20 protein-coding genes are annotated in these 20,557 nt (G+C 73.3%); 16 read left to right on the top strand and 4 right to left on the bottom strand.

Annotated elements, in window-relative coordinates; all coding sequences use genetic code 11:
• Positions 1-176: 176 nt before the first annotated feature.
• Entirely contained in the window at positions 177-2,786 is a 2,610-nt protein-coding gene (locus ACFZBB_RS03995; protein ID WP_391117579.1) for a discoidin domain-containing protein, read from the top strand.
• A gap of 203 nt (positions 2,787-2,989) precedes the next feature.
• The gene (locus tag ACFZBB_RS03990; RefSeq protein WP_391117577.1) at positions 2,990-3,637 is read left to right on the top strand and encodes a glycoside hydrolase family 3 C-terminal domain-containing protein; all 648 of its coding nucleotides are present in this window, start codon (positions 2,990-2,992) and stop codon (positions 3,635-3,637) included.
• Between the two features lie 178 nt (positions 3,638-3,815).
• Here the strand turns inward: ACFZBB_RS03990 and ACFZBB_RS03985 are convergent, their stop codons facing one another.
• Positions 3,816-4,322, bottom strand: a complete 507-nt coding sequence (locus tag ACFZBB_RS03985; RefSeq protein ID WP_391117575.1) for a cupin domain-containing protein — start codon at positions 4,320-4,322, stop codon at positions 3,816-3,818.
• 139 nt (positions 4,323-4,461) lie between these two features.
• Here ACFZBB_RS03985 and ACFZBB_RS03980 point away from each other — a divergent pair, with 139 nt between their 5' ends.
• From ACFZBB_RS03980 to ACFZBB_RS03915, 14 genes are all read left to right on the top strand, one after another.
• Complete coding sequence (locus ACFZBB_RS03980) at positions 4,462-4,953, top strand: Rrf2 family transcriptional regulator (protein WP_391117573.1); 492 nt, start codon at positions 4,462-4,464, stop codon at positions 4,951-4,953.
• Positions 4,950-5,876, top strand: coding sequence for a DsbA family protein (locus ACFZBB_RS03975; RefSeq protein WP_391117571.1), 927 nt, complete (start codon positions 4,950-4,952; stop codon positions 5,874-5,876). The genes ACFZBB_RS03980 and ACFZBB_RS03975 overlap by 4 nt, the downstream gene beginning before the upstream one ends.
• A 572-nt stretch (positions 5,877-6,448) precedes the next feature.
• Positions 6,449-7,990 carry an ABC transporter substrate-binding protein gene (locus tag ACFZBB_RS03970; RefSeq protein ID WP_391117569.1) on the top strand — a complete coding sequence of 514 codons (1,542 nt, stop codon included), beginning with the start codon at positions 6,449-6,451 and terminating at the stop codon, positions 7,988-7,990.
• Entirely contained in the window at positions 7,987-9,063 is a 1,077-nt protein-coding gene (locus tag ACFZBB_RS03965) for an ABC transporter permease subunit (RefSeq protein WP_391117567.1), read from the top strand. Before ACFZBB_RS03970 ends, ACFZBB_RS03965 begins: the two co-directional genes overlap by 4 nt.
• Positions 9,060-9,944, top strand: coding sequence for an ABC transporter permease subunit (locus ACFZBB_RS03960; RefSeq protein WP_391117565.1), 885 nt, complete (start codon positions 9,060-9,062; stop codon positions 9,942-9,944). Before ACFZBB_RS03965 ends, ACFZBB_RS03960 begins: the two co-directional genes overlap by 4 nt.
• Positions 9,922-11,136, top strand: coding sequence for an oligopeptide/dipeptide ABC transporter ATP-binding protein (locus tag ACFZBB_RS03955; RefSeq protein WP_391117563.1), 1,215 nt, complete (start codon positions 9,922-9,924; stop codon positions 11,134-11,136). The genes ACFZBB_RS03960 and ACFZBB_RS03955 overlap by 23 nt, the downstream gene beginning before the upstream one ends.
• Positions 11,133-12,227, top strand: coding sequence for an oligopeptide/dipeptide ABC transporter ATP-binding protein (locus tag ACFZBB_RS03950; RefSeq protein WP_391117561.1), 1,095 nt, complete (start codon positions 11,133-11,135; stop codon positions 12,225-12,227). The genes ACFZBB_RS03955 and ACFZBB_RS03950 overlap by 4 nt, the downstream gene beginning before the upstream one ends.
• A 45-nt stretch (positions 12,228-12,272) precedes the next feature.
• Positions 12,273-13,355, top strand: a complete 1,083-nt coding sequence (locus tag ACFZBB_RS03945; RefSeq protein ID WP_391117559.1) for an LLM class flavin-dependent oxidoreductase — start codon at positions 12,273-12,275, stop codon at positions 13,353-13,355.
• Positions 13,352-13,693 carry a hypothetical protein gene (locus ACFZBB_RS03940; RefSeq protein WP_391117557.1) on the top strand — a complete coding sequence of 114 codons (342 nt, stop codon included), beginning with the start codon at positions 13,352-13,354 and terminating at the stop codon, positions 13,691-13,693. The genes ACFZBB_RS03945 and ACFZBB_RS03940 overlap by 4 nt, the downstream gene beginning before the upstream one ends.
• Positions 13,687-13,983 carry a hypothetical protein gene (locus ACFZBB_RS03935; RefSeq protein ID WP_391117555.1) on the top strand — a complete coding sequence of 99 codons (297 nt, stop codon included), beginning with the start codon at positions 13,687-13,689 and terminating at the stop codon, positions 13,981-13,983. Before ACFZBB_RS03940 ends, ACFZBB_RS03935 begins: the two co-directional genes overlap by 7 nt.
• Complete coding sequence (locus ACFZBB_RS03930; RefSeq protein WP_391117553.1) at positions 13,980-15,200, top strand: acyl-CoA dehydrogenase family protein; 1,221 nt, start codon at positions 13,980-13,982, stop codon at positions 15,198-15,200. The genes ACFZBB_RS03935 and ACFZBB_RS03930 overlap by 4 nt, the downstream gene beginning before the upstream one ends.
• A 52-nt stretch (positions 15,201-15,252) precedes the next feature.
• Positions 15,253-16,434, top strand: a complete 1,182-nt coding sequence (locus tag ACFZBB_RS03925; RefSeq protein ID WP_391117551.1) for an LLM class flavin-dependent oxidoreductase — start codon at positions 15,253-15,255, stop codon at positions 16,432-16,434.
• Positions 16,431-17,237 carry a serine aminopeptidase domain-containing protein gene (locus ACFZBB_RS03920; protein ID WP_391117549.1) on the top strand — a complete coding sequence of 269 codons (807 nt, stop codon included), beginning with the start codon at positions 16,431-16,433 and terminating at the stop codon, positions 17,235-17,237. Before ACFZBB_RS03925 ends, ACFZBB_RS03920 begins: the two co-directional genes overlap by 4 nt.
• 74 nt (positions 17,238-17,311) lie before the next feature.
• Positions 17,312-17,863, top strand: coding sequence for a flavin reductase (locus ACFZBB_RS03915; protein ID WP_391117547.1), 552 nt, complete (start codon positions 17,312-17,314; stop codon positions 17,861-17,863).
• Between the two features lie 33 nt (positions 17,864-17,896).
• Here ACFZBB_RS03915 and ACFZBB_RS03910 read toward each other — a convergent pair whose 3' ends face one another.
• The 3 genes from ACFZBB_RS03910 to ACFZBB_RS03900 form a co-directional block, all read right to left on the bottom strand.
• Positions 17,897-18,658, bottom strand: a complete 762-nt coding sequence (locus ACFZBB_RS03910; RefSeq protein ID WP_391117545.1) for a methyltransferase domain-containing protein — start codon at positions 18,656-18,658, stop codon at positions 17,897-17,899.
• A gap of 415 nt (positions 18,659-19,073) precedes the next feature.
• Positions 19,074-19,340, bottom strand: a complete 267-nt coding sequence (locus tag ACFZBB_RS03905) for a hypothetical protein (protein WP_391117543.1) — start codon at positions 19,338-19,340, stop codon at positions 19,074-19,076.
• 329 nt (positions 19,341-19,669) lie between these two features.
• Complete coding sequence (locus ACFZBB_RS03900; protein ID WP_391117540.1) at positions 19,670-20,260, bottom strand: lytic polysaccharide monooxygenase; 591 nt, start codon at positions 20,258-20,260, stop codon at positions 19,670-19,672.
• Positions 20,261-20,557: the final 297 nt, after the last annotated feature.

Genomic DNA, 20,557 nt, shown 5'->3' with positions numbered 1-20,557 from the left:
ATGAAACACAGGGAGAACCATCGCGGTGTGCACCCGGGAGAGCGCTCTCACCTCAACAGGTGGGCGCCCGACCGGACTTCACCGTTTCAGCAGCATCCTGTCGTCCGGCCACCGCAGTTCGGCCGGACGATCACCGACCCCTGCCCCCCCCACGTGTGGAACCAGGAGAGTTGCTCATGCTCGCTCCCCCCTCCGGCTCGACGGCGCTGAGACCATCAGCACCGGCGAATCGGCGTAACACCGCCGCGGCGATCATCACGGCCCTGATCGCCTCGTTGCTCCTCTTCGTACCCTCGCACTCCGCCCGCGCGGCGGACACACTGCTCTCCCAGGGCAAGACCGCGACAGCGTCGTCGACCGAGAACGCGGGCACGCCCGCCTCGGCCGCGGTCGACGGCAACACCGGCACCCGCTGGTCCAGCGCCGCCTCCGACCCGCAGTGGCTCCAGGTCGACCTCGGCGCCACCGCGACCATCAGCTCCGTCACCCTCAACTGGGAGGCGGCGTACGCCAAGGCGTTCAAGATCCAGGTCTCGGCCGACGGCACGAACTGGACCGACGCCTACTCCACCACCACCGCGACCGGCGGTGTCCAGACAGTCGCCGTAAACGCTTCCGGGCGTTATGTCCGTATGTACGGTACGGCGCGCGCGACCGGTTACGGTTACTCGCTCTGGGAGTTCCAGGTCTACGGCAGCACGGGCGGCGGGGGCAACCCGCCGGCCGCCGGGACGCTGCTCTCGCAGGGCAAGACCGCCACCGCGTCCTCGACCGAGAACGCGGGCACGCCCGCCTCGGCCGCCGTCGACGGCAACGCCGGCACCCGCTGGTCCAGCGCGGCCAGCGACCCGCAGTGGCTCCAGGTCGACCTCGGCGCCACCGCGACCATCAGCTCGGTCGCGCTCAACTGGGAGGCGGCGTACGCCAAGTCCTTCAAGATCCAGACCTCGGCCGACGGCACGAACTGGACCGACATCTACTCCACCACCACCGGCACGGGCGGCAACCAGACGCTCACCGTGACCGGCACCGGGCGCTACGTCCGGGTGTACGGCACGGTCCGCGCCACCGGATACGGCTACTCCCTGTGGGAGTTCCAGGTGTTCGGCACCGCGGGCAGCGGCGGTGGCGGCACCGGCCCGATCCAGGGCGGCGGCGACCTCGGCCCCAACGTCAAGGTCTTCGACCCGTCCACGCCCAACCTCCAGGGCCAGCTCGACCAGATCTTCGCCCAGCAGGAGTCCAACCAGTTCGGTGACGCCCGCTACCAGGTCTTCTTCAAGCCGGGTACGTACAACGGCATCAACGACCAGGTCGGCTTCTACACCTCGGTCTCCGGCCTGGGCAAGAACCCGGACGACGTCCAGATCAACGGTGACATCACCGTCGACGCGGGCTGGTTCAACGGCAACGCGACGCAGAACTTCTGGCGCTCGGTGGAGAACCTGGCCATCAAGCCGGTCAGCGGCGACGACCGCTGGGCCGTCGCGCAGGCCGCGCCGTTCCGCCGGATCCACGTCCAGGGCGGTCTGAACCTGGCGCCGGCCGGTTACGGCTGGGCGAGTGGCGGCTACATCGCCGACAGCAAGATCGACGGCACCGTGGGCCCGTACTCGCAGCAGCAGTGGTACACCCGCGACAGCTCCATCGGCGGCTGGACCAACGGCGTGTGGAACATGGTGTTCTCGGGTGTGAAGGGCGCTCCGGCGCAGGGCTTCCCGAACCCGGTCTACACGACGCTGGCCACGACGCCGGAGTCGCGTGAGAAGCCGTACATGTACCTGGACGGCAACAACTACTCGGTGTTCGTGCCGAGCCTGCGGCAGAACGCGAGCGGCACCTCCTGGCCCAACACGCCGGGTACGTCGATCCCGCTGACGCAGTTCTACGTGGCGCACCCCGGCGACTCCGCGGCGACCATCAACGCGGCGCTCGCACAGGGGCTGAACCTGCTGCTCACTCCGGGCATCTACCACGTGGACCAGCCGATCAACGTCACGCGCGCCAACACCGTCGTCCTCGGCCTCGGCTACGCCACGGTCGTCCCGGACAACGGCGTGGACGCGGTGAAGGTCGCCGACGTGGACGGCGTCCGGCTGGCGAGCTTCCTGATCGACGCCGGTGCGGGCAACTCGCCGCAGCTCCTCCAGGTCGGCGCGCCCGGTTCGTCCGCGAACCACTCGGCCAACCCGACCACGATCCAGGACGTGTTCGCCCGGGTCGGCGGCGCGCGCGCCGCTCAGGCCCAGACCGCGTTCGAGATCAACAGCAATGACGTCATCATCGACCACACCTGGATCTGGCGTGCCGACCACGGCAGCGCGCCGACCGGCTGGAACGTCAACCCGGCTGACATCGGTCTGAAGGTCAACGGCAACAACGTGCTGGCGACCGGCCTGTTCGTGGAGCACTTCAAGAAGTACGACGTGGAGTGGTCCGGTCAGAACGGCAGGACGATCTTCTTCCAGAACGAGAAGGCCTACGACGCCCCGAACCAGGCGGCGGTCCAGAACGGCAGTATCCGCGGGTTCGCGGCCTACAAGGTGGACGACAACGTCACCACCCACGAGGGCTGGGGTCTCGGCAGCTACTGCAACTACACGGCCGATCCGTCGATCATCCAGGACCACGGCTTCGAGGCACCGACCACGGCGGGCGTGAAGTTCCACGACCTGTTGGTCGTCTCGCTCGGCGGCATGGGCCAATACGCCCACGTCATCAACAACACCGGGCCGGGCACGTCGGGCACCTCGACCGTACCGTCCACGGTGACGTCGTACCCGTAACCCCATGACGAAGGTCGTCATGGCGCCTGAGACCCCGTAGGCGCGTCGCCCCACAGGCGCGCCTACGGGCACCACCGAGCGCGAGGGGCCGCCGCCCTGTTCAGGGCGGCGGCCCTTCCGCATGTCCGGGACCGGGCCGTACGGGGTCCGAGCCGTACACCCACTCCACGGTCGCCTCGGCCAACAACGGCCTGGACATGGAGATGAACGGCAGCGACTTCTACGGCACGGCGCTCACCGACGCGGTGGCGGCCGGCCGGGTCTCGCAGGCCACGCTCGACGGGCACGTCCGCCGCATCCTCACCGCGATGTTCGCCTCCGGGCTCTTCGACACCACGCAGACCGGCACCATCACCACGCCGGTCAGCACGGACGCGCACCGGACGACGGCCCGGCAGGTCGCCGAGGAGGGCAGCGTCCTGCTGAAGAACGCCTCCGCCGCGCTGCCGCTGGGGTCCGCGAACAAGAAGATCGCCGTGATCGGCGACGACGCGGGCCCCAACGCCATGACGGCGGGCGGTGGCAGCACGCACGTCGGCTCGTCCTCGGTCGTGACCCCGTACTCGGCGCTGGTCACCCGCGCAGGCAGCGGCGCGAGCGTCAACTACCCCCAGGGATACGCCTCCCCGAGCGGCGAGATCGTCGACAGCCCGTATCTGACGCCCTCTTCGGGCAGCGGCCACGGCCTGCACGGGCAGTTCTACAACGGGACGTCGATGGGCCGCACGCCGGTCCTCTCGCGGGTCGACCCGACGCTGAACTTCCTGTGGGGCGGCGCCTCTCCGGGACGGGGAATCCGGGCCAGAGCACCACGATCAGCCTCAAGGCGCACGCCAACAGCCAGTACGTGACGGCGGAGAACGCGGGCGCGGCGGCGCTCATCGCCAACCGTACGGCGATCGGCCCCTGGGAGGAGTTCGACCTGGTCAACGACTGACCTCGGCCGCCGGTCTCGGACACACGCAACGGCACCGGCCCCGGTGACCGGTCTCGGTGACCGGTTCGCGTGACCTTCCGGGTGACGGCTCGTCAGGAGCCGTCACCCGGAAGCGCGTACAGGCTCGGGAGGTTCACCACGATCGCCTCCTGGGTGCTGCGGGCGATGACGACCACGGCCTCCTCGGAGTCGTCGGGGTTCTCCTCGCGGTGCGGCACGAAGGGGGGTACGAAGATGTAGTCGCCGGGCGCGGCGCGCAGCCGTACCTCCTCGGGCTCGCCGCCGGAGTCGTCCACGAAGACGAACTCCGGCCGTCCGCTGACGACATAGATCGCGGTCTCCGACTCGCCGTGGTGGTGGTCGGAGGAGGCGGTGGCGGGGGCGACATGGGTCTGGCCCATCCACAGCCGTTCGGACCCGACGGTCCCGCCGCTGATCGCCGCGAACCGCCGCATGCCGCCGGTCTGCGCGGTGTCGCCGTCGAGGCCGTCGGACTTGATGTGGTGCAGTCGGCTGCGCAGCGAGCCGTGCGAAGGGTCGGAACCGGCCGGGAGATGCGGATGGAATCCCTCACCGGCGATGGTCGGCTGATCGCTCATGGCAGACGACGCTAGAGGGCGCCCGGAAAAGATGTCAAGAGGTGTCCATTGCGGTTCACCTGCACAGACACACCCTTCTGTGGCTGGTGGAGCCGGTCGCGGTGCCGACTTCCGCCGTCCGGCGAGCCATACTGGAGCCATGCATATCTCCGCGAAGGCGGACTACGCCGCGCGGGCCCTCATGGAGCTGGCCTGCGACATCGACCGCCCGCTGACCTGCGAGGCCATCGCCTCCTCGCAGGAGATTCCGTTCCGATTCCTGAAGTCCGTGGTCGGCGAGCTGCGGCGGGCGGGGCTGGTGCGCAGCCAGCGCGGCTGCGAGGGCGGTTACTGGCTGACCAGACCCGCCGCCGAGATCACGCTGCTCGACGTGGTGCGCGCCGTGGACGGCGAGGTGATCACGCTGCGCGGCGAGCCGTTGGCCGAGCTGGCCTATCCGACGCCCGCCACGGGCCTGCCGAGTGTGTGGCGCACGATCGAGGAGGGCGCCGCCGCCGTGCTGGCCGGGGTGACGATCGCGGCGTTGCTGCCATCCGGGTCGGCCGCGGCCGGTGGCGCACAGGCCTCCGGGCCGGACGCCGCTTCGGCCGCCCCTTCGGCGGGCGAGGACCGCCTGGCGGGCGTGGCATGACCGGTCCCCCGCCGCCCGGTGGCACCGACCGCCTCCAGGTCACCGAGTACACCGATCCGCTCTGTCCGTGGGCGTGGGGCTCCGAGCCCGTCTTCCGCGCGCTGCGGGCCGCGCTCGGCGAACAGGCGTCGTGGCGGCGGGTGTTCGGCATCCTCTTCGACACCGACGACGACCCGGCGCCCGATCCGGCGGCCGAGACCCGGTGGTACGAGGGCTTCGTCCGGGAGATCAGCGGGCACACCGGGGCTCCGCACGCGGTGCGGCTGAGCCGGGTGGCGGCGACGAGCTGGCCCGCCTCGCTGGTCGCCAAGGCGGCCGAGGCGCAGGGCGGGCAGGTGGCCGAGCGAGTGCTGCGGCGGCTGCGCGAGACGGTGTTCGTGACCGGCGAGCCCGCCGACACACTGGACTTGGCGCTGGCCGCCGCCGACGGCGTGCCCGGTCTCGACCCCGTACGCCTGGCCGCCGACGCCGCGTCCCCCCGTGTGCTCGCGGCCGTGACGGCCGACCACCGCGAGACGCGCGCCCCGCTGGCCGATGTGCTGGCCGTCACAGCGGCGGGGCCGCATCCGGGCACCGCCAAGGAGACCCCCTCGGGAGAGCTGCGGTACGCGCTGCCCACCGTCGTGCTGACCGGGCCGCTCGGGCGTCGCGTGGTGCCCGGCAGGCGACCGGCGGCGAGCTATCTGGAGGCGGCGCTCGCGGTCGCACCCGGCGTGTCCGTGTCGGCCGAACAGCCTTCCGCCGAGGCCCTGTTGACATACCACCGCAGCCTGACCGGGCCGGAGTGGGAGCTGCTGGCGCCGGGGGTCACGCCGCCCGCGTCGGCCGTCCTGGTGGCCACCGGGAACGGCCCGCTGTGGCTCCACCCGGCCGAGGCCGCGGCATACCCGGCCCCCGTATCCGTACCCCCGCTGCCGCGTTGACCAGCGGGTCTTTCGTACGCGGTCACCGTTCCACCGAATGAGACACCTTTTGGTGTCCATTGACATCGGCTCACCCCGGCAGTCAGGATGGGCACATGCTTACGACGCACCCCGGTGTGGTGTGCCGCTACGTGGACTTCCTGCGTACCAGCAGCGCTCTCTGTCGCTGACCGTACGCCCGTGGCCCTCGCGCGGCGCCTGACCGCCCCGCAGACCCCAGGCCCCGAGTCGGTCGGCCTGTGTCCAGGCCCGTGCGCCCCGCCCACGCGTCCTCCCGCTCGTCCCTCCGTGGCCCCGTCGTCCCGTGACGTCTACGCCATGACCCCCGCCGTAACCGCCTGAGGCATCCGCCCCCGGCGCGGCACACCCCCGTCACGCCCACCGCACAGTGCCGCCGCCATGCCGCCGCACCGCGATCCGTGCCGCCTCCGTCCTCGGCGCGCCGGTCTCCTGGCCGTCGCCGAGCGGAACGGCACGCCGTACGCCGCCCCCATCGCGCCGCCCTCACCGTCGAGGGCACCCCCTCGAAACGCACCCTCGAAAGGTGACGCCTCGTCATGAACCGTGCCGCCGTGACCAGTTCTCTCCCCTCCTCCCCGAGCAGACGCTCCTTCCTCGGGCTCGGCCTCGGCGCGGGCGCCGCCCTGGCGCTCGCGGCCTGCGGCAGTGGCAGCGGTACCTTGGGGAGCAGCGCGGGCTCCTCCGTCCTCAAGTGGGGCTGGGCGCTGCCCACTTCGTGGGACCCGGTCTTCTCCTCCGCCGGATGGGACGTGCACTCGCTCTCCCTGGTCTACGCGGGCCTCACGAAGCTCGACCCGCACGGCGCGGCCGTACCGGCGCTCGCCAGCGCGTGGAAGTACAACGCCCTGGGCACGCAGGTGACCTTCACCCTCCGTCCCGGACTGACCTTCTCGGACGGCTCCGCGCTGGACGCCACCGCCGTCAAGAAGAGCCTCGACCGCGGCCGTACCGACCCCAAGTCGCTGGTCGCACCGCAGCTCAGCTCGGTCAAGGCGGTGTCCGCGCCGAACGCCTCGACCGTCGTGATCGACCTGACGCACGCGGATTACCAGCTCCCCAACCTGCTGGCGGGCAAGACCGGGATGGTCGTCAACCCGGCCGCCTTCACCTCGGACGCCGCGGGCATCGCCTCCAAACCGGCCGGCTCGGGACCCTTCACGCTGACCTCGTACACCCAGAATGCCAAGGCCGTCCTGCGGCGCAACCCCACGTACTGGGACGCGGCCTCGATCAAGCTGAACAACTTCGAGCTGTACCCGCTGCCCGACGCCTCCACGGTCGTCGCGGCGCTCCAGTCGGGGCAGTACAACGTGGCGCAGATCCCGGGCAGCCAGGTCGAGGCGGCCAAGGCGGCCGGGCTCGAAGTGCAGGTCATTCCCTCGATGGTGGTCGCCACCCTGGATGTGAACAGCAGCAAGGCGCCGTTCGACGACCCCAAGGTGGTCCAGGCGCTGAAGTACGCGATCGACCGCGAAGCGCTGCTGAAAACCCAGGCGTTCGGCCACGGCGAGGTCAGCTACCAGCCCTTCCCGAAGGGCTACGCGGGGTACGACCCGGCCAGCGCGAATCTGTTCCCGTACGACCCGGAGAAGGCCAAGCGGTTGCTCGCGGAGGCCGGGCACGCGGGCGGCCTGGACCTCACGCTGACCACGGGCGCCGCGCAGGGCGAGCCCGAGCAGATCCAGGCGCAGCTCAAGAAGGTCGGGATCAACGCGAAGATCGAGGTCATCCCCGAGGCGCAGTTCACCCAGATCATCTACATCCAGCACGACCGGCAGTTGGCCGTCGACCAGTTCGCGGGCCGCGACTCCGCCGTGCAGGCGTTCCAAGTGCTCTTCGGCGAGCAGGGGTTGATGAATCCGGGCCGCACCACCCCGCCGGAGCTGGCCGCCGCCATCGACAAGGTGACCCGCACTCCGCTCGACTCCCCCGACTACCCGAAGGTCCTCCAGGCCGCGAGCGCCACCGCGGTGCGCACCACGCCGAACGTCTTCCTCTTCACGGTGCCGCGCATCCTCGCCAGGGCCCGCGGGGTGTCGGCGCTGCCCGAGACCACGGTGGTGCAGCGCTTCGAAGGGGTGACCGTCGGATGACGGCGCTCGCCGCTGCGCTGCCCCGGCGGCGGTCGGCACGGGCCCGCAGGGCGCTGATCGCGCCGCGGCCGATCGGTTCCGCGGTGCTCACCACCGCCACCGTGTTCCTGCTGTCGTCGCTGCTGACCTTCGGGCTCGGCGCGCTGTCGAACGCCAACCCCGGCGCGGCGGTGCTCGGCGAGACCGCCACGCCCGCCGACATCGACCGGATGAACCACGCCTTCGGCCTGGACCGGCCGCTGCCGGTGCAGTACGTGAGCTGGCTCGGCCACGCCCTGACCGGCGATCTCGGCCGCTCCTGGTTCACCACGCTCCCGGTCTCCGACAGCGTCTTCCGGGCGCTGCCGGTGGACCTGTCGATCGCCGGTCTCGCCCTGGTGATCGCCGTGCTGCTCGGCGCGGCGGGCGGGATCGCCGCCGCGTACAGCAACGGCGGGCGGCTGGACCGCGCGATCACCGCGGCCTGCTCGGTGCTCGGTACGCTGCCCGCCTTCGTCGTCGCGATCGGTCTGATCGCGGTGGTGTCGGTGAAGCTCGGGTGGCTGCCGTCCGGCGGCTACACCGCCTTCGGCGACGATCCGGCGCAGTGGCTGCGCCTCGCGGCGCTGCCCGCCTTCGCGCTCAGCCTGGACGCCGCGGCGAATGTGGCCCGGCAGCTACGGGCCTCGCTGGTCGGGGAGTTGCGGGCGAATTACGTGACGGGCGCGATGATGCGCGGCCTGTCGGCCCGGCGGGTGCTCTTCGGGCACGTGCTGCGCAACGCGGCGGGACCCGCGCTCACCGTGCTCGGCATGAGCGTGCCGATGCTGATCGGCGGCGCGGTGGTCACCGAGCGGATCTTCAACCTGCCCGGTATCGCGCAGCTCTCCCTCCAGGCCGCACAGCAGCACGATGTGCCGGTCATCCAGGGCACGCTGCTGGTCACGGTGGCGGTGGTCCTGCTCGCCAACATCGCGATCAACGCCGGTCTGCTGGCGCTCAACCCGGCCGCGCGCAGGGGCCGTTCCAAGGCGAACGCGGCATCGGGAGACGGCGCGCTCGCAGACGGTGCGTCACGTGGCGGTGCCTCATGAGGACGCTGCGCCGCACCGGGCGGGTGCCCGCCGCCCGTTTCGCACTGGCCGTACTCGCCGTCGTCGCCCTGCTCGCGGTGCTCGGCGGGGTGATCGCCCCGCAGGACCCGCTCGCGCAGGACACCGCTCGGGTGCTCCAAGGCCCCAGCGGATCCCACCTGTTGGGGACGGACTACCTCGGCAGGGACGTCCTGAGCAGGCTGCTGGCGGGCACCGGCCGCTCCGTGCTCGGCGCGGTCGAGTCGGTCGGCGCGGCGATGGTCCTCGGCGTCGTGCCGGGCCTCGCGTCGCTGTGGCTCGGCCGCGGCTTCGAGTGGGCCGCGCTGCGCGCGGTGGACGCGCTGATGACGCTGCCGTTCACGCTCTTCGCCATCGCCGCGATCGGCGTCTTCGGCAACGGCCTCAACCAGGCGATGCTCGCGCTCGGCGTGCTGCTGGCCCCGCTGTTCTTCCGGGTGTCCCGCGCCGCCGCGCTGGGCCTGAAGCAGGCCCAGTACGTGGAGGCCGCGGAGCTGATGGGCGCCTCGCGCGGCCGGATCCTGCGGACCCACATCGCCGCGAAGGTGCTGCCGACGATCGCCGTGACCACGGCCCACGCGCTGGCGACGGCCCTGCTGACCGTCGCCTCGCTGACCTTCCTCGGCGTCGGCGTCCAGCCGCCCGCCCCGACCTGGGGCGGCATGCTCGCCAGCGACCTGGGCTATCTCGCCCAGCAGCCGTGGGCGCCCGCCCTGCCCGGCGTCCTGATCATGATCACCGTCGGCGCGCTCAATCTGCTCGCGGACGCCGTACGGGACAGCGGCGCCGATGTCGGGGCCGAGCCGCGAGCCGCCCGCGAACCCCAGGGGAGGAAGGCCGATGACCGTCTCATCGCTGTCTGAGCCGGGCCGCGCCCGCACCATCGGTGCGACCGGACCCGTACTCACCGTGGACGGGCTGCACATCACCGTCTCCGGCGGTCGCGCCGAGGCCGTCCGCGACGTGTCCTTCACCGTCCACGCGGGCGAGGCGGTCGGCGTCGTCGGCGAGTCGGGCAGCGGCAAGACGCTGACCTGCCGCTCGCTGCTCGGCGTGCTGCCGCCCGGCTGCGAGGTGTCGGCGGGCAGCGCGGTGCTGGCCGGAGCGGATCTTGACGGTACGGAAGCGGTCGGTACGGCGACGGCCGGTGCGTCGGCCGCGGGTGCGTCGGCGGCCGGAAAGGCGTCGCCCGCAAGCCGGTCGTTCGGCAAAGCGTCGGCCGCGAAGTCCTCGGCCAGGAAGTCGTCCGGCACCGCCTCGTCGGCCGGTACCGAGCTGACCGCGCTCGACCGGCGGCAGTGGGAGCGGCTGCGCGGGGTGGAGCTCGGCGCGGTCTTCCAGGACCCGGCCTCGTATCTCAACCCGGCGCTGACCGTGGGCCGCCAGCTCGCGGAGCCGCTGCGCGTACGCCTCGGTCTGAAGCGGGCGCGGGCGCACGAGCGGGCCGTGGAGCTCTTCGCCTCGGTCGGCCTGCGCGATCCCGCCGACGTCTACCACCGGTACCCGCACGAGCTGTCGGGCGGCATGCTGCAACGCGTCCTGATCGCCATCGCGGTCGCCTGCGATCCGCGGCTGCTCGTCGCGGACGAGGCGACGACGGCGCTCGACACCGTCGTGCAGGCCGAAGTCCTCGACCTGCTGGCCCAGTTGCGCGACGAGCGCGGTCTCGCGCTGCTGCTGGTCACCCACGACCTGGCCGTCGTCGCCGAGGTCACCGACCGGGTGCTGGTCTTCTACGCGGGCGAGATCGTCGAGGACGGCCCCACCCAGGACGTCGTCCACCGCCCCGCGCACCCCTACACCGCCGCGCTGCTGCGCGTCGCCTCCCTCGGCGACTGGAACCGCCGCGAGCTGGCCGTCATCCCCGGCCGGCCGCCCGAGGCGGGCGAGGCCCCGGTCGGCTGCCGGTTCGCCGACCGCTGCGCCTTCGCCGAGGACCGCTGCCGTACGCGGCCGGTGCCGCTCACCGCGACCGCCGACGGCCGCCGTGTCCGCTGCGTACGCGCCGCGGAACTCGCCCTGTCCCCGCCGCCCCTCCAGGAGGTGCCCGCATGACCACCACCCCCACGGCCCGCACGGCGCCGGTCTCCGACGTCTCCCCGCCCACGGCGGACATCGAGCGGCCGGTCGCGCCGTCCGCGGTGCCCGCCGCCGAACGCGAGACGCGGGCGTCCGCGCCCGCGCTCCAGGTCGAAGGGCTCGGTGTCACCTACCAGCGGCGCCCCGGCCACAGCCACAGCGCCCCCGTACTGAGCGGTGTTGACCTGGAGGTGACGGCCGGTCAGATCCTCGGGGTGATCGGCGAGACCGGGTCGGGTAAGACGACGCTGGCGCGGGCCGTGGTCGGGCTGGCGCCGGTGGTGGCCGGGCGGATCGGCGTGGCGGGCGTCGAGGTCGGCGCGCTGCGCGGGCGGGAGTTGCGCGACCACCGGCGGTCCGGGCTGGTGCAGTACATGTTCCAGGACCCGCTGCGGTCGCTGGACCCGGATCTGACGGTGAACGACCTGGTGGGCGAGCCGTTGGCGGTCGCCGGGGTGGAGCGGGCCGAGCGGCGCGTCCGGGTGGCGGAGGCGCTGCACCGGGTGGGGCTCGACGCGGACACCTTGGGCGGCCGGATTCCGGCCCAGCTGTCCGGCGGCCAGCGTCAGCGCGTGTCCTTGGCGCGGGCGATCGTCACGCGGCCCGCGTTGCTGCTGGCGGACGAGCCGGTCAGCGCGCTGGACGCCTCGAACCGCAACCATGTGCTGCGGCTGCTGGACGAGTTGCGCCGCGACCTGGGCGTGGCCGTCGTCGTCATCTCGCACGACCTCAGCTCGCTGGCCGGGATCGCCGACCGGATTGCGGTGCTGTACCGGGGGCGGCTGGTCGAACAGGGCCCGACCGCCGATGTGTTGGCTCGCCCGCTGCACCCGTACACCACGCTGCTCACCGCGTCCGCGCCCCGCGTGGACCGCGATCCGTCGAAGCGGCGCGAGCGGCCGGGGCCGCCCGGTGAGGTGCCGGTCTGGGCGGCCGACCCCAGCGCCTGCGTGTTCGCCCACCGCTGCCCGCTGGCGGACGCCGACTGCCGTACGCAACCGGGCAGTTCGCCGCACTCGGGCGAGCGGGCCGCCGCCTGTCACCACCCGGTCGCCGCCGCCCGCTGACCCGCGCACACCACCAGCAACCCCACGATCTTCGGGAGAGACCCCGTGCCCATCGAATTCATCGGCATCGCCGGCACCCAGCAGTTCAGTGAGACCGGCGCCGCGTCCGGGCCTGTCGTCGACCCCGGCTATTTGACCGAACTGGCCCTGGCGCACGAGGAGTCCGGCTTCGACCGCGTGCTGGTCGCGCACTCCTCCGCGAGCCCCGACGGCTTCACCGTCGCCGACCAGATCCTGAACCGTACGACCAGGCTCGGTGTGCTGCTCGCCCACCGTCCCGGTTTCGTCGCCCCGACGCTCACGGCCCGCAAGTACGCCACGCTCGACGCCTTCCATCCGGGCCGGGTCGCGCTGCACGTCATCACCGGAGGCGACGACGCCGACCAGGCGCGGGACGGCGACCTGAGCGACAAGCCGACCCGCTACCGGCGCACCGACGAGTTCCTCGACGTGGTGCGCAAGGAGTGGGAGTCGGCCGAACCCTTCGATTACGAGGGCGAGTTCTACACCGTGCGCGGCGGCTGGTCGTCGGTCCGCCCGGCCGATCCGATCCCGGTGTACTTCGGCGGCGCGTCCGGTGACGCGGTGCGGGTCGGCGGCAAGCACGCGGATGTGTACGCCTTCTGGGGCGAGCCGCTCGCGGGGATCGCCGAGCGCATCCGGCAGGTCCGCGCGGCGGCGTCGCCGTACGGCCGCGACCCGCGGTTCAGCGTCAGCCTGCGCCCGATACCGGCCGCCACGGAGGCCGAGGCGTGGCGCCGCGCCGAGGACGTCCTGCGGCTGACGAAGGAGAAGGCGGGCGAGGTGCGCAAGGCGTTCAACCTCGACCACACCGCGCAGGAGGGCTCGCGCAGGCTGCTCGAATACGCCGCCAAGGGCGACGTGCACGACAAGCGGCTGTGGACCGCGGTCGCCAAGGTCACCGGGGCTGCGGGCAACTCCACCGCGCTGGTGGGCAGTTACGAGCAGGTCGCCGAGTCGCTGCTGGACTACGTGGGCCTGGGCGTGTCCACCCTCCTGATCCGCGGCTTCAACCCCCTGGAGGACGCCCGCGACTACGGCTCCCTGGTACGGCTGGTCCGCGAGCAGACCGACGGCGCCGCGCTGACCGGAGCGGCTGCCGTATGACCGCCGGGACCGGGAGCGCGCCCTCGGTGGGGAGGAGGGCCGGGGCGGTCACCCCGACGACCTCCCACTGGGGGGCGTTCGGGGTACGGCGGAACGCGGACGGCACGGTCACCGCCGTCCCGCACCCCGCCGACCCCTCGCCGTCACCGCTGCTGCGCGGTGTGCCGGGCTCGCTCCGGCACGCCACCCGGATCCGGCGGCCCGCCGCCCGGCGCGGCTGGCTGGAGCACGGCCCCGGTCCCACTTCCAGGCGCGGCGACGAGCCCTTCGTGGAACTCGGCTGGGACGAGGCGCTTGACCTGACCGCCGCCGAACTGGCGCGGGTCCGAGAATGCTGACCGCCGACATCCCCAGCTCCCGGCTCTCCCAGGGCTGCACCGGCCAACACGCGCTGGTCGAGGTCGAGTTGTGGACCGGAGGGCCGCCGCCCGAGGTGACCGTCCGCCGGCCGCCCGCCTTCGCCGACGATCCCCGCGCGGGCCGTACGGCGCACGCGACACCCTCGACGGCCGACGCGGGACCGGCCACCGCTGTCACGTACGCGCCCGGCCCGTACGGCCGCCTCGGACCACCCGAGCCCGGCGACCCCCACATCGAACGGCCCCACCACAGGAAGGCCACACCGTGACCACCGACCTCGCGTCCACGTCCGGCGCCGGCTCCGCCGCGCCCGCGGACGCCGCCGCCACCGGCCTGCCCGCACCCGACTACGACCGGCTGCCCGAGGTCGCGGCGGCGCTGGCCGCGCGGGCCGGTGAGCACGACCGGGACGCGAGCTTCCCGCACGAGGGCGTGGCCGCCGTGCACGCCGCCGGACTGCTCACCGCGACCGTCGACCGCCGCCACGGCGGCGCGGGGGCCGGTCTCGCCGATACCGTACGCATCCTGCGGGCGCTCGGCGGCGGCGATCCGGCGGTCGCGCTGGTCACGTCGATGACGCTGTTCGCGCACGCGGCGCAGGCCCGTGCCCCGCACTGGCCGCAGGACACCTACGGCGAGTTGCTGGCCGAGTCGGCGCGGCGCCCGGCGCTGGTGAACGCCCTGCGGGTGGAGCCCGATCTGGGCAGCCCGGTGCGCGGCGGGCTTCCGGCGGCCACCGCGCGGCGGCGCGAGGACCACTGGGAGCTGACCGGGCACAAGATCTTCTCGACCGGCGCGGTGGCGCTGCGCTGGATGATGGTGTGGGCGCGCACCGACGAGGAGCCGGTGCGTACCGGTTCGTTCCTGGTGCGCACCGACTCGCCGGGCATCGAAGTGCGGCCCACCTGGAACCACTTGGGGCTGCGCGCCAGCCGCAGCGACGACGTGCTGTTCGACTCGGTCCGTGTGCCGCTCGGCCGCACCGCCGGACTCGCGGAGCCCGGCCAGGACGGCGGCCGGGACGTCGTGGGCGGTGCCTGGAACTCGCTGGGCCTGACCGCGCTCTACCTCGGCGTGGCGCGCGCCGCCCAGCGGTGGCTGACCGGTTTCCTGCACGAGCGCGTGCCCAGCGCGCTCGGCGCTCCACTGGCGACCCTTCCGCGCTTCCAGAGCGCGGTCGGCGAGATCGAGGTCCAACTGACAGGTGCGGAAAGGCTGGTGGTGGCGCTGGCCGAGGCCGTCGACAGCGGTGATCCGCTGGCCGCCGCGGAGGCGGGCGGCGCGAAGGTGCTCGGCACCCGGGCCGCGATCGGTTCGGTCGAGCAGGCCGTCGCGCTGATCGGCAACAACGGCCTGACCAACGGCAACCCGCTGCAACGCCATCTGCGGGACGTGCTGTGCTCCCGCGTCCACACCCCGCAGGACGACTCGGTGCTGCTCGGCACCGGGCGCGCCGCCCTCGGCCTCGGCGGGTCCGCCCGCTGACCCCCCTTCTCGCTCTCTCTTCCGCTCCCTCTCACGAAAGGCCCCAGCAGCCATGCCTGTTGAGTTCATCGGCATGATCGGCACCCGCGACGTCTCCGAGGTCCGTCCTCCGTCCGGACCGGTCGTCGACCCCGACTACACGCGGCGGTTCGCCCTCGCCCACGAGGAGGCGGGCTTCGACCGCGTCCTGATCGGCTACGGCTCCGGCAGCCCCGACGGTACGCAGGTCGCCGCCCATGTCGCCGCGCACACCGAGCGGTTGGGGCTGCTGGTGGCGCACCGCCCCGGCTTCGTCGCCCCGACCCTGGCGGCCAGGACCTTCGCCACCCTCGACCAGTTCTCCGGCGGGCGTACCGCGGTGCACATCATCACCGGCGGGCACGACGCCGAGCAACGCAGGGACGGCGACCACCTCGGCAAGGACGACCGCTACGCGCGGACCGACGAGTACCTCGACATCCTCAAGTCCGCCTGGACCAGCACGGAACCGGTCAGCCACAAGGGCCGCTTCTACCACTACGAGGACTACCTCTCCGAGGTGCGCCCGGTCACCGAGCCCCGCATCCCGCTGTACTTCGGCGGCTCGTCCGAGGCCGCCTACCGGGTCGGCGGCAAGCACGCCGACGTCTTCGCGCTGTGGGGCGAGCCGCTGGCCGAGACGGCGGAGCAGATCGCGTCCGTACGGGCCGCGGCCGAGGCGGCGGGCCGCACCGAGCCGCCGCGGATCAGCGTCTCCTTCCGGCCGATCCTCGGCCGTACCGAGGAGGAGGCGTGGGACCGCGCGCACCGCATCCTGGACACCATCAACTCCCGTGGCGCGGCTGGCTCGTTCGTCGGCAGCCGCCGCACGACCCTGCCGGTCGGCCCGGACGCCCAGCCGCAGAACACCGGCTCGCAGCGGCTGCTCGCCGCCGCGGCCAAGGGTGAGCTGCACGACCGCGCGCTGTGGACCCCCACCGCCAAGGCGACCGGAGCGGCGGGCAATTCGACCGCCCTGGTCGGCACGCCGGAGACCGTCGCCCAGGCGCTGCTGGACTACGTGGACATCGGCGTCACCACGCTGCTGATCCGCGGTTACGACCCGCTGGACGACGTGATCGACTACGGCCGCGACCTGCTGCCGCTGGTCCGGGCCGAGGTGGCCCGGCGCGACGCGGACGCGGACGCGGACGCGGACGCGACGAGCGTGCCCGGCTCCGCTCCCGCGGTCGCCGCCGTGAGCGGTGCCCGATGAGCGCCCCGGTCGGCCTCGCCGAGGCCACCGGCGACCCGGTGCACCCGCGGGTCCCGCGCCCGGCGGAGCAGGCCGCGCCGGTCGCGGACTGGTACCCGGCCGCGGGCCTGGCGCACCGCGGCACCGTCGTCCTGCTCCCCGGGCGCGGTGAACACCCGGGCGTGTACGAGCGGTTCGGCCGACGGCTGGCGGCCGACGCGTATGTCGTCCACGTACTCGACGTGCCCGAGGACGGCGATCCCGAGCCGGTCACGGGCGCCGTCGAAGCGATCGCGGCGGGCGCGGCCAGGCCGCTGGTGCTGGCCGGCTCCGACAGCGGGGCCCTGCACGCGCTGGCAGCCGCGGGGCGTACGGGCGTCGCGCCGGACGCGCTGCTGGTCGCCGGGGCGCCGGAGCCGGGCGCGGCGGCCGGGTGGGACGACGAGCTGGCCGTACGCACGGCGTGCCCGACGCACCGGGGGCGGCTGGACGCCGACCCGCTGTTCGTCTCCGGCGCCCTCGCCGCCCCCGTCCCCGGCGTGCTGGCCGACGCCGCCGACGCGGCGCTCACGGCCGGGCTCCCGTTCCCGGCCCTCGTGCTGCACGGCGCGGCCGACCCGGTCTCCGCGCCGTCCGCCGCCCACGCCCTGGCCGCGCGGCTGCCCGCGGCGACCCTGGCCACAGTGACGGACGGCAGGCACGACGTGCTCAACGACATCCAGCACCGCAGTGTCGCCGCCCTCGTCGTCCAGTGGCTGGAGCGCCTGCGTATCGCTCCCTCGCTCCCGCCGATCCTCACGGTGACCCCGGTCGCCGCGCCCTGACGCCCCGCCATGCGCCGGGCCCCGTAAGGGGTCCGGCCACTCCCCTGGCATCCGACCCGGAAGGACCGCCCGTCATGACCGCGACCCCGTCGCTCGCCGCTGCCACCAACTCACCCGTGGATCACACCCGTTCCGCCGCCGGAGCGGTACGTCCGGCAGATCTGCTGCGGCGCACGCTGCGGCGGCAGGCGACGGCGGTGACCGTCGTGACCGTGCCGGGTCCCGCGGGATTCACCGCGACGTCCTTCACCTCGGCGTCCCTCGAACCGGCCCTGGTGTCCTTCTACTTGTCCACCACCGCGTCCACGGCGGGCGCCGTCAGGTCGGCCGACCGTTTCGCCGTGCATCTGCTCGGGTCCGACCAGGAGGACCTGGCGCGGGGCTTCGCGCGCAGCGGCGTGGACCGGTTCGCCGGGGTGGACTGGACACCGGACACGGGCGGGCTGCCGCTGCTGTCCGGGGTGCCGGCCTGGCTGACCGCCCGTACCGTGCACGTCCACGATGTCGGCGACCACTTCCTCGTGGTCGGCCATGTGGAGGACGCGGGCGGTCCCGGCGCGGAGTCGCCGCTGGTCCACCACGACGGGGCGTTCGGCACCTTCCACACCGACCGGCCCCGCGCGTAACCGCGACGGCGTCGCGGGGGGGCGGTCCCTGCGTCAGGCCGCCTTCCGCGCCTCGATGAGGAAGCGGGTCACCGTGGCCGTGAACGACCCCTCGGACGTGATGTGTTCGTGCAGGGCGCGTAGCGTATCGCGGTGCTCGGCGACCGTGAAGCCGGGGACCATCCAGATGACCTTGCGCAGGTAGTAGACGACCGCGCCGATGTCGTGGAATTCCATCCGCAGCGACTCGGCGCGCAGGTCGACCACCTCGAGTCCGGCCGCGGCGGCGCCCGCACGCGCCAGGTCGGGGTGGCGCGCGCCGCGCACCGCGTCGGGCTGCTCTCCGAGGAAGAACTCCACGAGTTCGAACGCGCTGGCCGGGCCGACCTGCTGGGAGAAGTACGTGCCGCCGGGGCGCAGGACGCGCGCGATCTCGTCCCACCACACCGTCACCGGGTGGCGGCTGGTCACCAGGTCGAACGCCTCGGCGGCGAAGGGCAGCGGGGGCTCGTCCGTGTCCGCGACGACGACCGCGCCGCGCGGGTGCAGCAGCGCGGTCGCCTTGGCGACATTCGGCGGCCACGACTCGGTCGCGGCCATCAGCGGCGGCAGCGCGGGCACCCCGGCGAGCACTTCGCCGCCGCCGGTCTGGATGTCGAGCGCGGCCGACGCCCGGCCGAGACGCTCGCCCATCCGCCGCTGATACCCCCACGACGGCCGCTGCTCGGTGGCCCGCCCGTCCAGCCAGGAGAAGTCCCACCCGTCGACCGACACCGAGTCGGCCTCCGCCACCAGCGCGTCGAAGTCACGTTCCATCCGGGCATCATCGCCGCAGGCCGCCCGCCGGGCCACTCGATTAACCCGGACCCGACCGCCTCGGACCTCGACCAGCCCGGACCTCGACCAGCCCGGACTCGGGATTCGACCGCACGCGGGCCTCGACCACCTCGGACCTCGACCACACCCGGACCTCCATCAGCCCGGACCTCGATCAACCGACGCCTGGACCACGGGCCGGTGGGGACCGGGACCCGCGCGAGCCCGCGTCCCAGGATTCAGGACCAGGCCATCTCGCCGGTCCGCTCGACGAAGCGTCCGGTGCCCGCGCCGCGCGTCCCGGTCGCGAGGGCGACGATCGCGTCGGCGCCCTCTGTGACGGTCTGCGGCCCGCCGTACCTGAGGAGCCGCGGTGCAAGGGGGGCCGTCCCGCACGGGAGGCGGCCCCTTCCGCTCAGCGCACCGGCACCCCGCCGTAGCCCTGCACGATCGGCCGCCAGGTCGGCTGGAACTGGGGAAGGGGCGAGCCGACCGCCCACGCGGTGGGTGTGCCGGGCAGCGGGTGCGGCACGGCGGCCACGCCGAAGAGCGAGTCACGGGCCGCCACGGCGCGCAGTTCCTCGTCCCGCTCGGGCCCGGCCGCGCGGCGGCTGTGCCATACCGGCAGGTCGGGGCCGCCGGGCGCGGGCGCGGCAGCGGAAACGTCCGGTACCGGGGCCAAGGCCGCATCCTGTACCCCGCCGCCGTTGGCCGTCGCCGTATCCGCGCCCGCTCCCGTTCCCGCGAGCGCCGTCGCTGCCGTGAGGGCCGCCGAGGCGAGCACTCCGCCGCGCGCCCGCCTCGGGCCGAGGCTACGCATCAGTCGCCGCCCCGTCGTGTCCGCACCCGCTGCCGCCTTCGTCGTCGTGTCGCGCGCCGTCCGGGCGTCCGAACGGCCCGGTTCCGGCTTCGACACCGCCCTACCCGTCGGCGCGGGTGCGGCTGCCCACGCCGGGCATCACGGTGACGCACCGTCAGGAGAGCGGGACGGCGAAGGACCCGGACGGTGCGTCAGAACTGCACGTCGGCACAGGAGTAGAAGGCGTTCGCGGTGTCCGCGATGGTCCAGACGCCGACGATGAGCTGCTTGCCGCTCAGCCCGCTGGGGATCGTGCCCTGGTGGACGACGGTGGCGGGCGGCTGGGAGCCGTTGTAGGGGATCTTCAGGAAGGGCGTGGTGTTGAGCATCGCCCGGGTGAGCGGCTTCTTCGGGTCGTACCCGGCCTTGGTCAGGTAGTACGAGAAGTCGGTCGTCGAGTGCCGGGCGGTCAACTTCCAGGTGAAGGTGTAGTTCTGACCGGCTGTCACGTGCGTGGCGGGCCAGCCGCCGTTGCGCGGGTCGTCGAGCTGGGCGAAGCGGCTGTTGGCGCCGCTGCAGATCTTGCCGTCGGCGGGACCGCCGGCCGGGAAGCCCTTGGGGCCCTCGACGCTCTGCGGCTCGTACTGGATGTCGCCGCAGTTCGTGACAGTCCCGGCGGCGCACAGCGCCTGGCGGCTGGGCGGGGTGCTGATGTAGCCGTGACTGCTGGCGCTTCCGGTGGCGAGCACGAACGAACCGGCGACGCCGAGCCCGATCACGGCCGCACTGATCTTCTTGCGCATGGCGTACCCCTTGAGAACGTGGGGGAGTTCCGCGGATGTCTACGGTCGTACGCGGCCCGGACCTGCCCGTGCGGCACAAGACCACACCGATCCAGGTCTAGACCAAGTCGCACCCTAGTCCCAGGTTTTGGTCATGTCCACACCAAGAATCAGCCGGGCGGCGGCGCAATATGTCCGCAACGCACGGCGGCCCCGGGGGCGGGGGGGCCCCCCCCCCCGGGGGGGGCGGCCGGGGGGGCGCCGCGGCCGGGGGGGGAGGTGGCCGGGGCGGGGGGCCCGCGCGGGGGGGTGGCCCCC

The sequence above is a fragment of the Streptomyces sp. NPDC008139 genome (assembly GCF_042957025.1).
Classification (GTDB): Bacteria; Actinomycetota; Actinomycetes; order Streptomycetales; family Streptomycetaceae; genus Actinacidiphila.
Note: the sequence above shows the minus strand (reverse complement) of the source record. Positions and strands in the feature narration are given on the sequence as shown.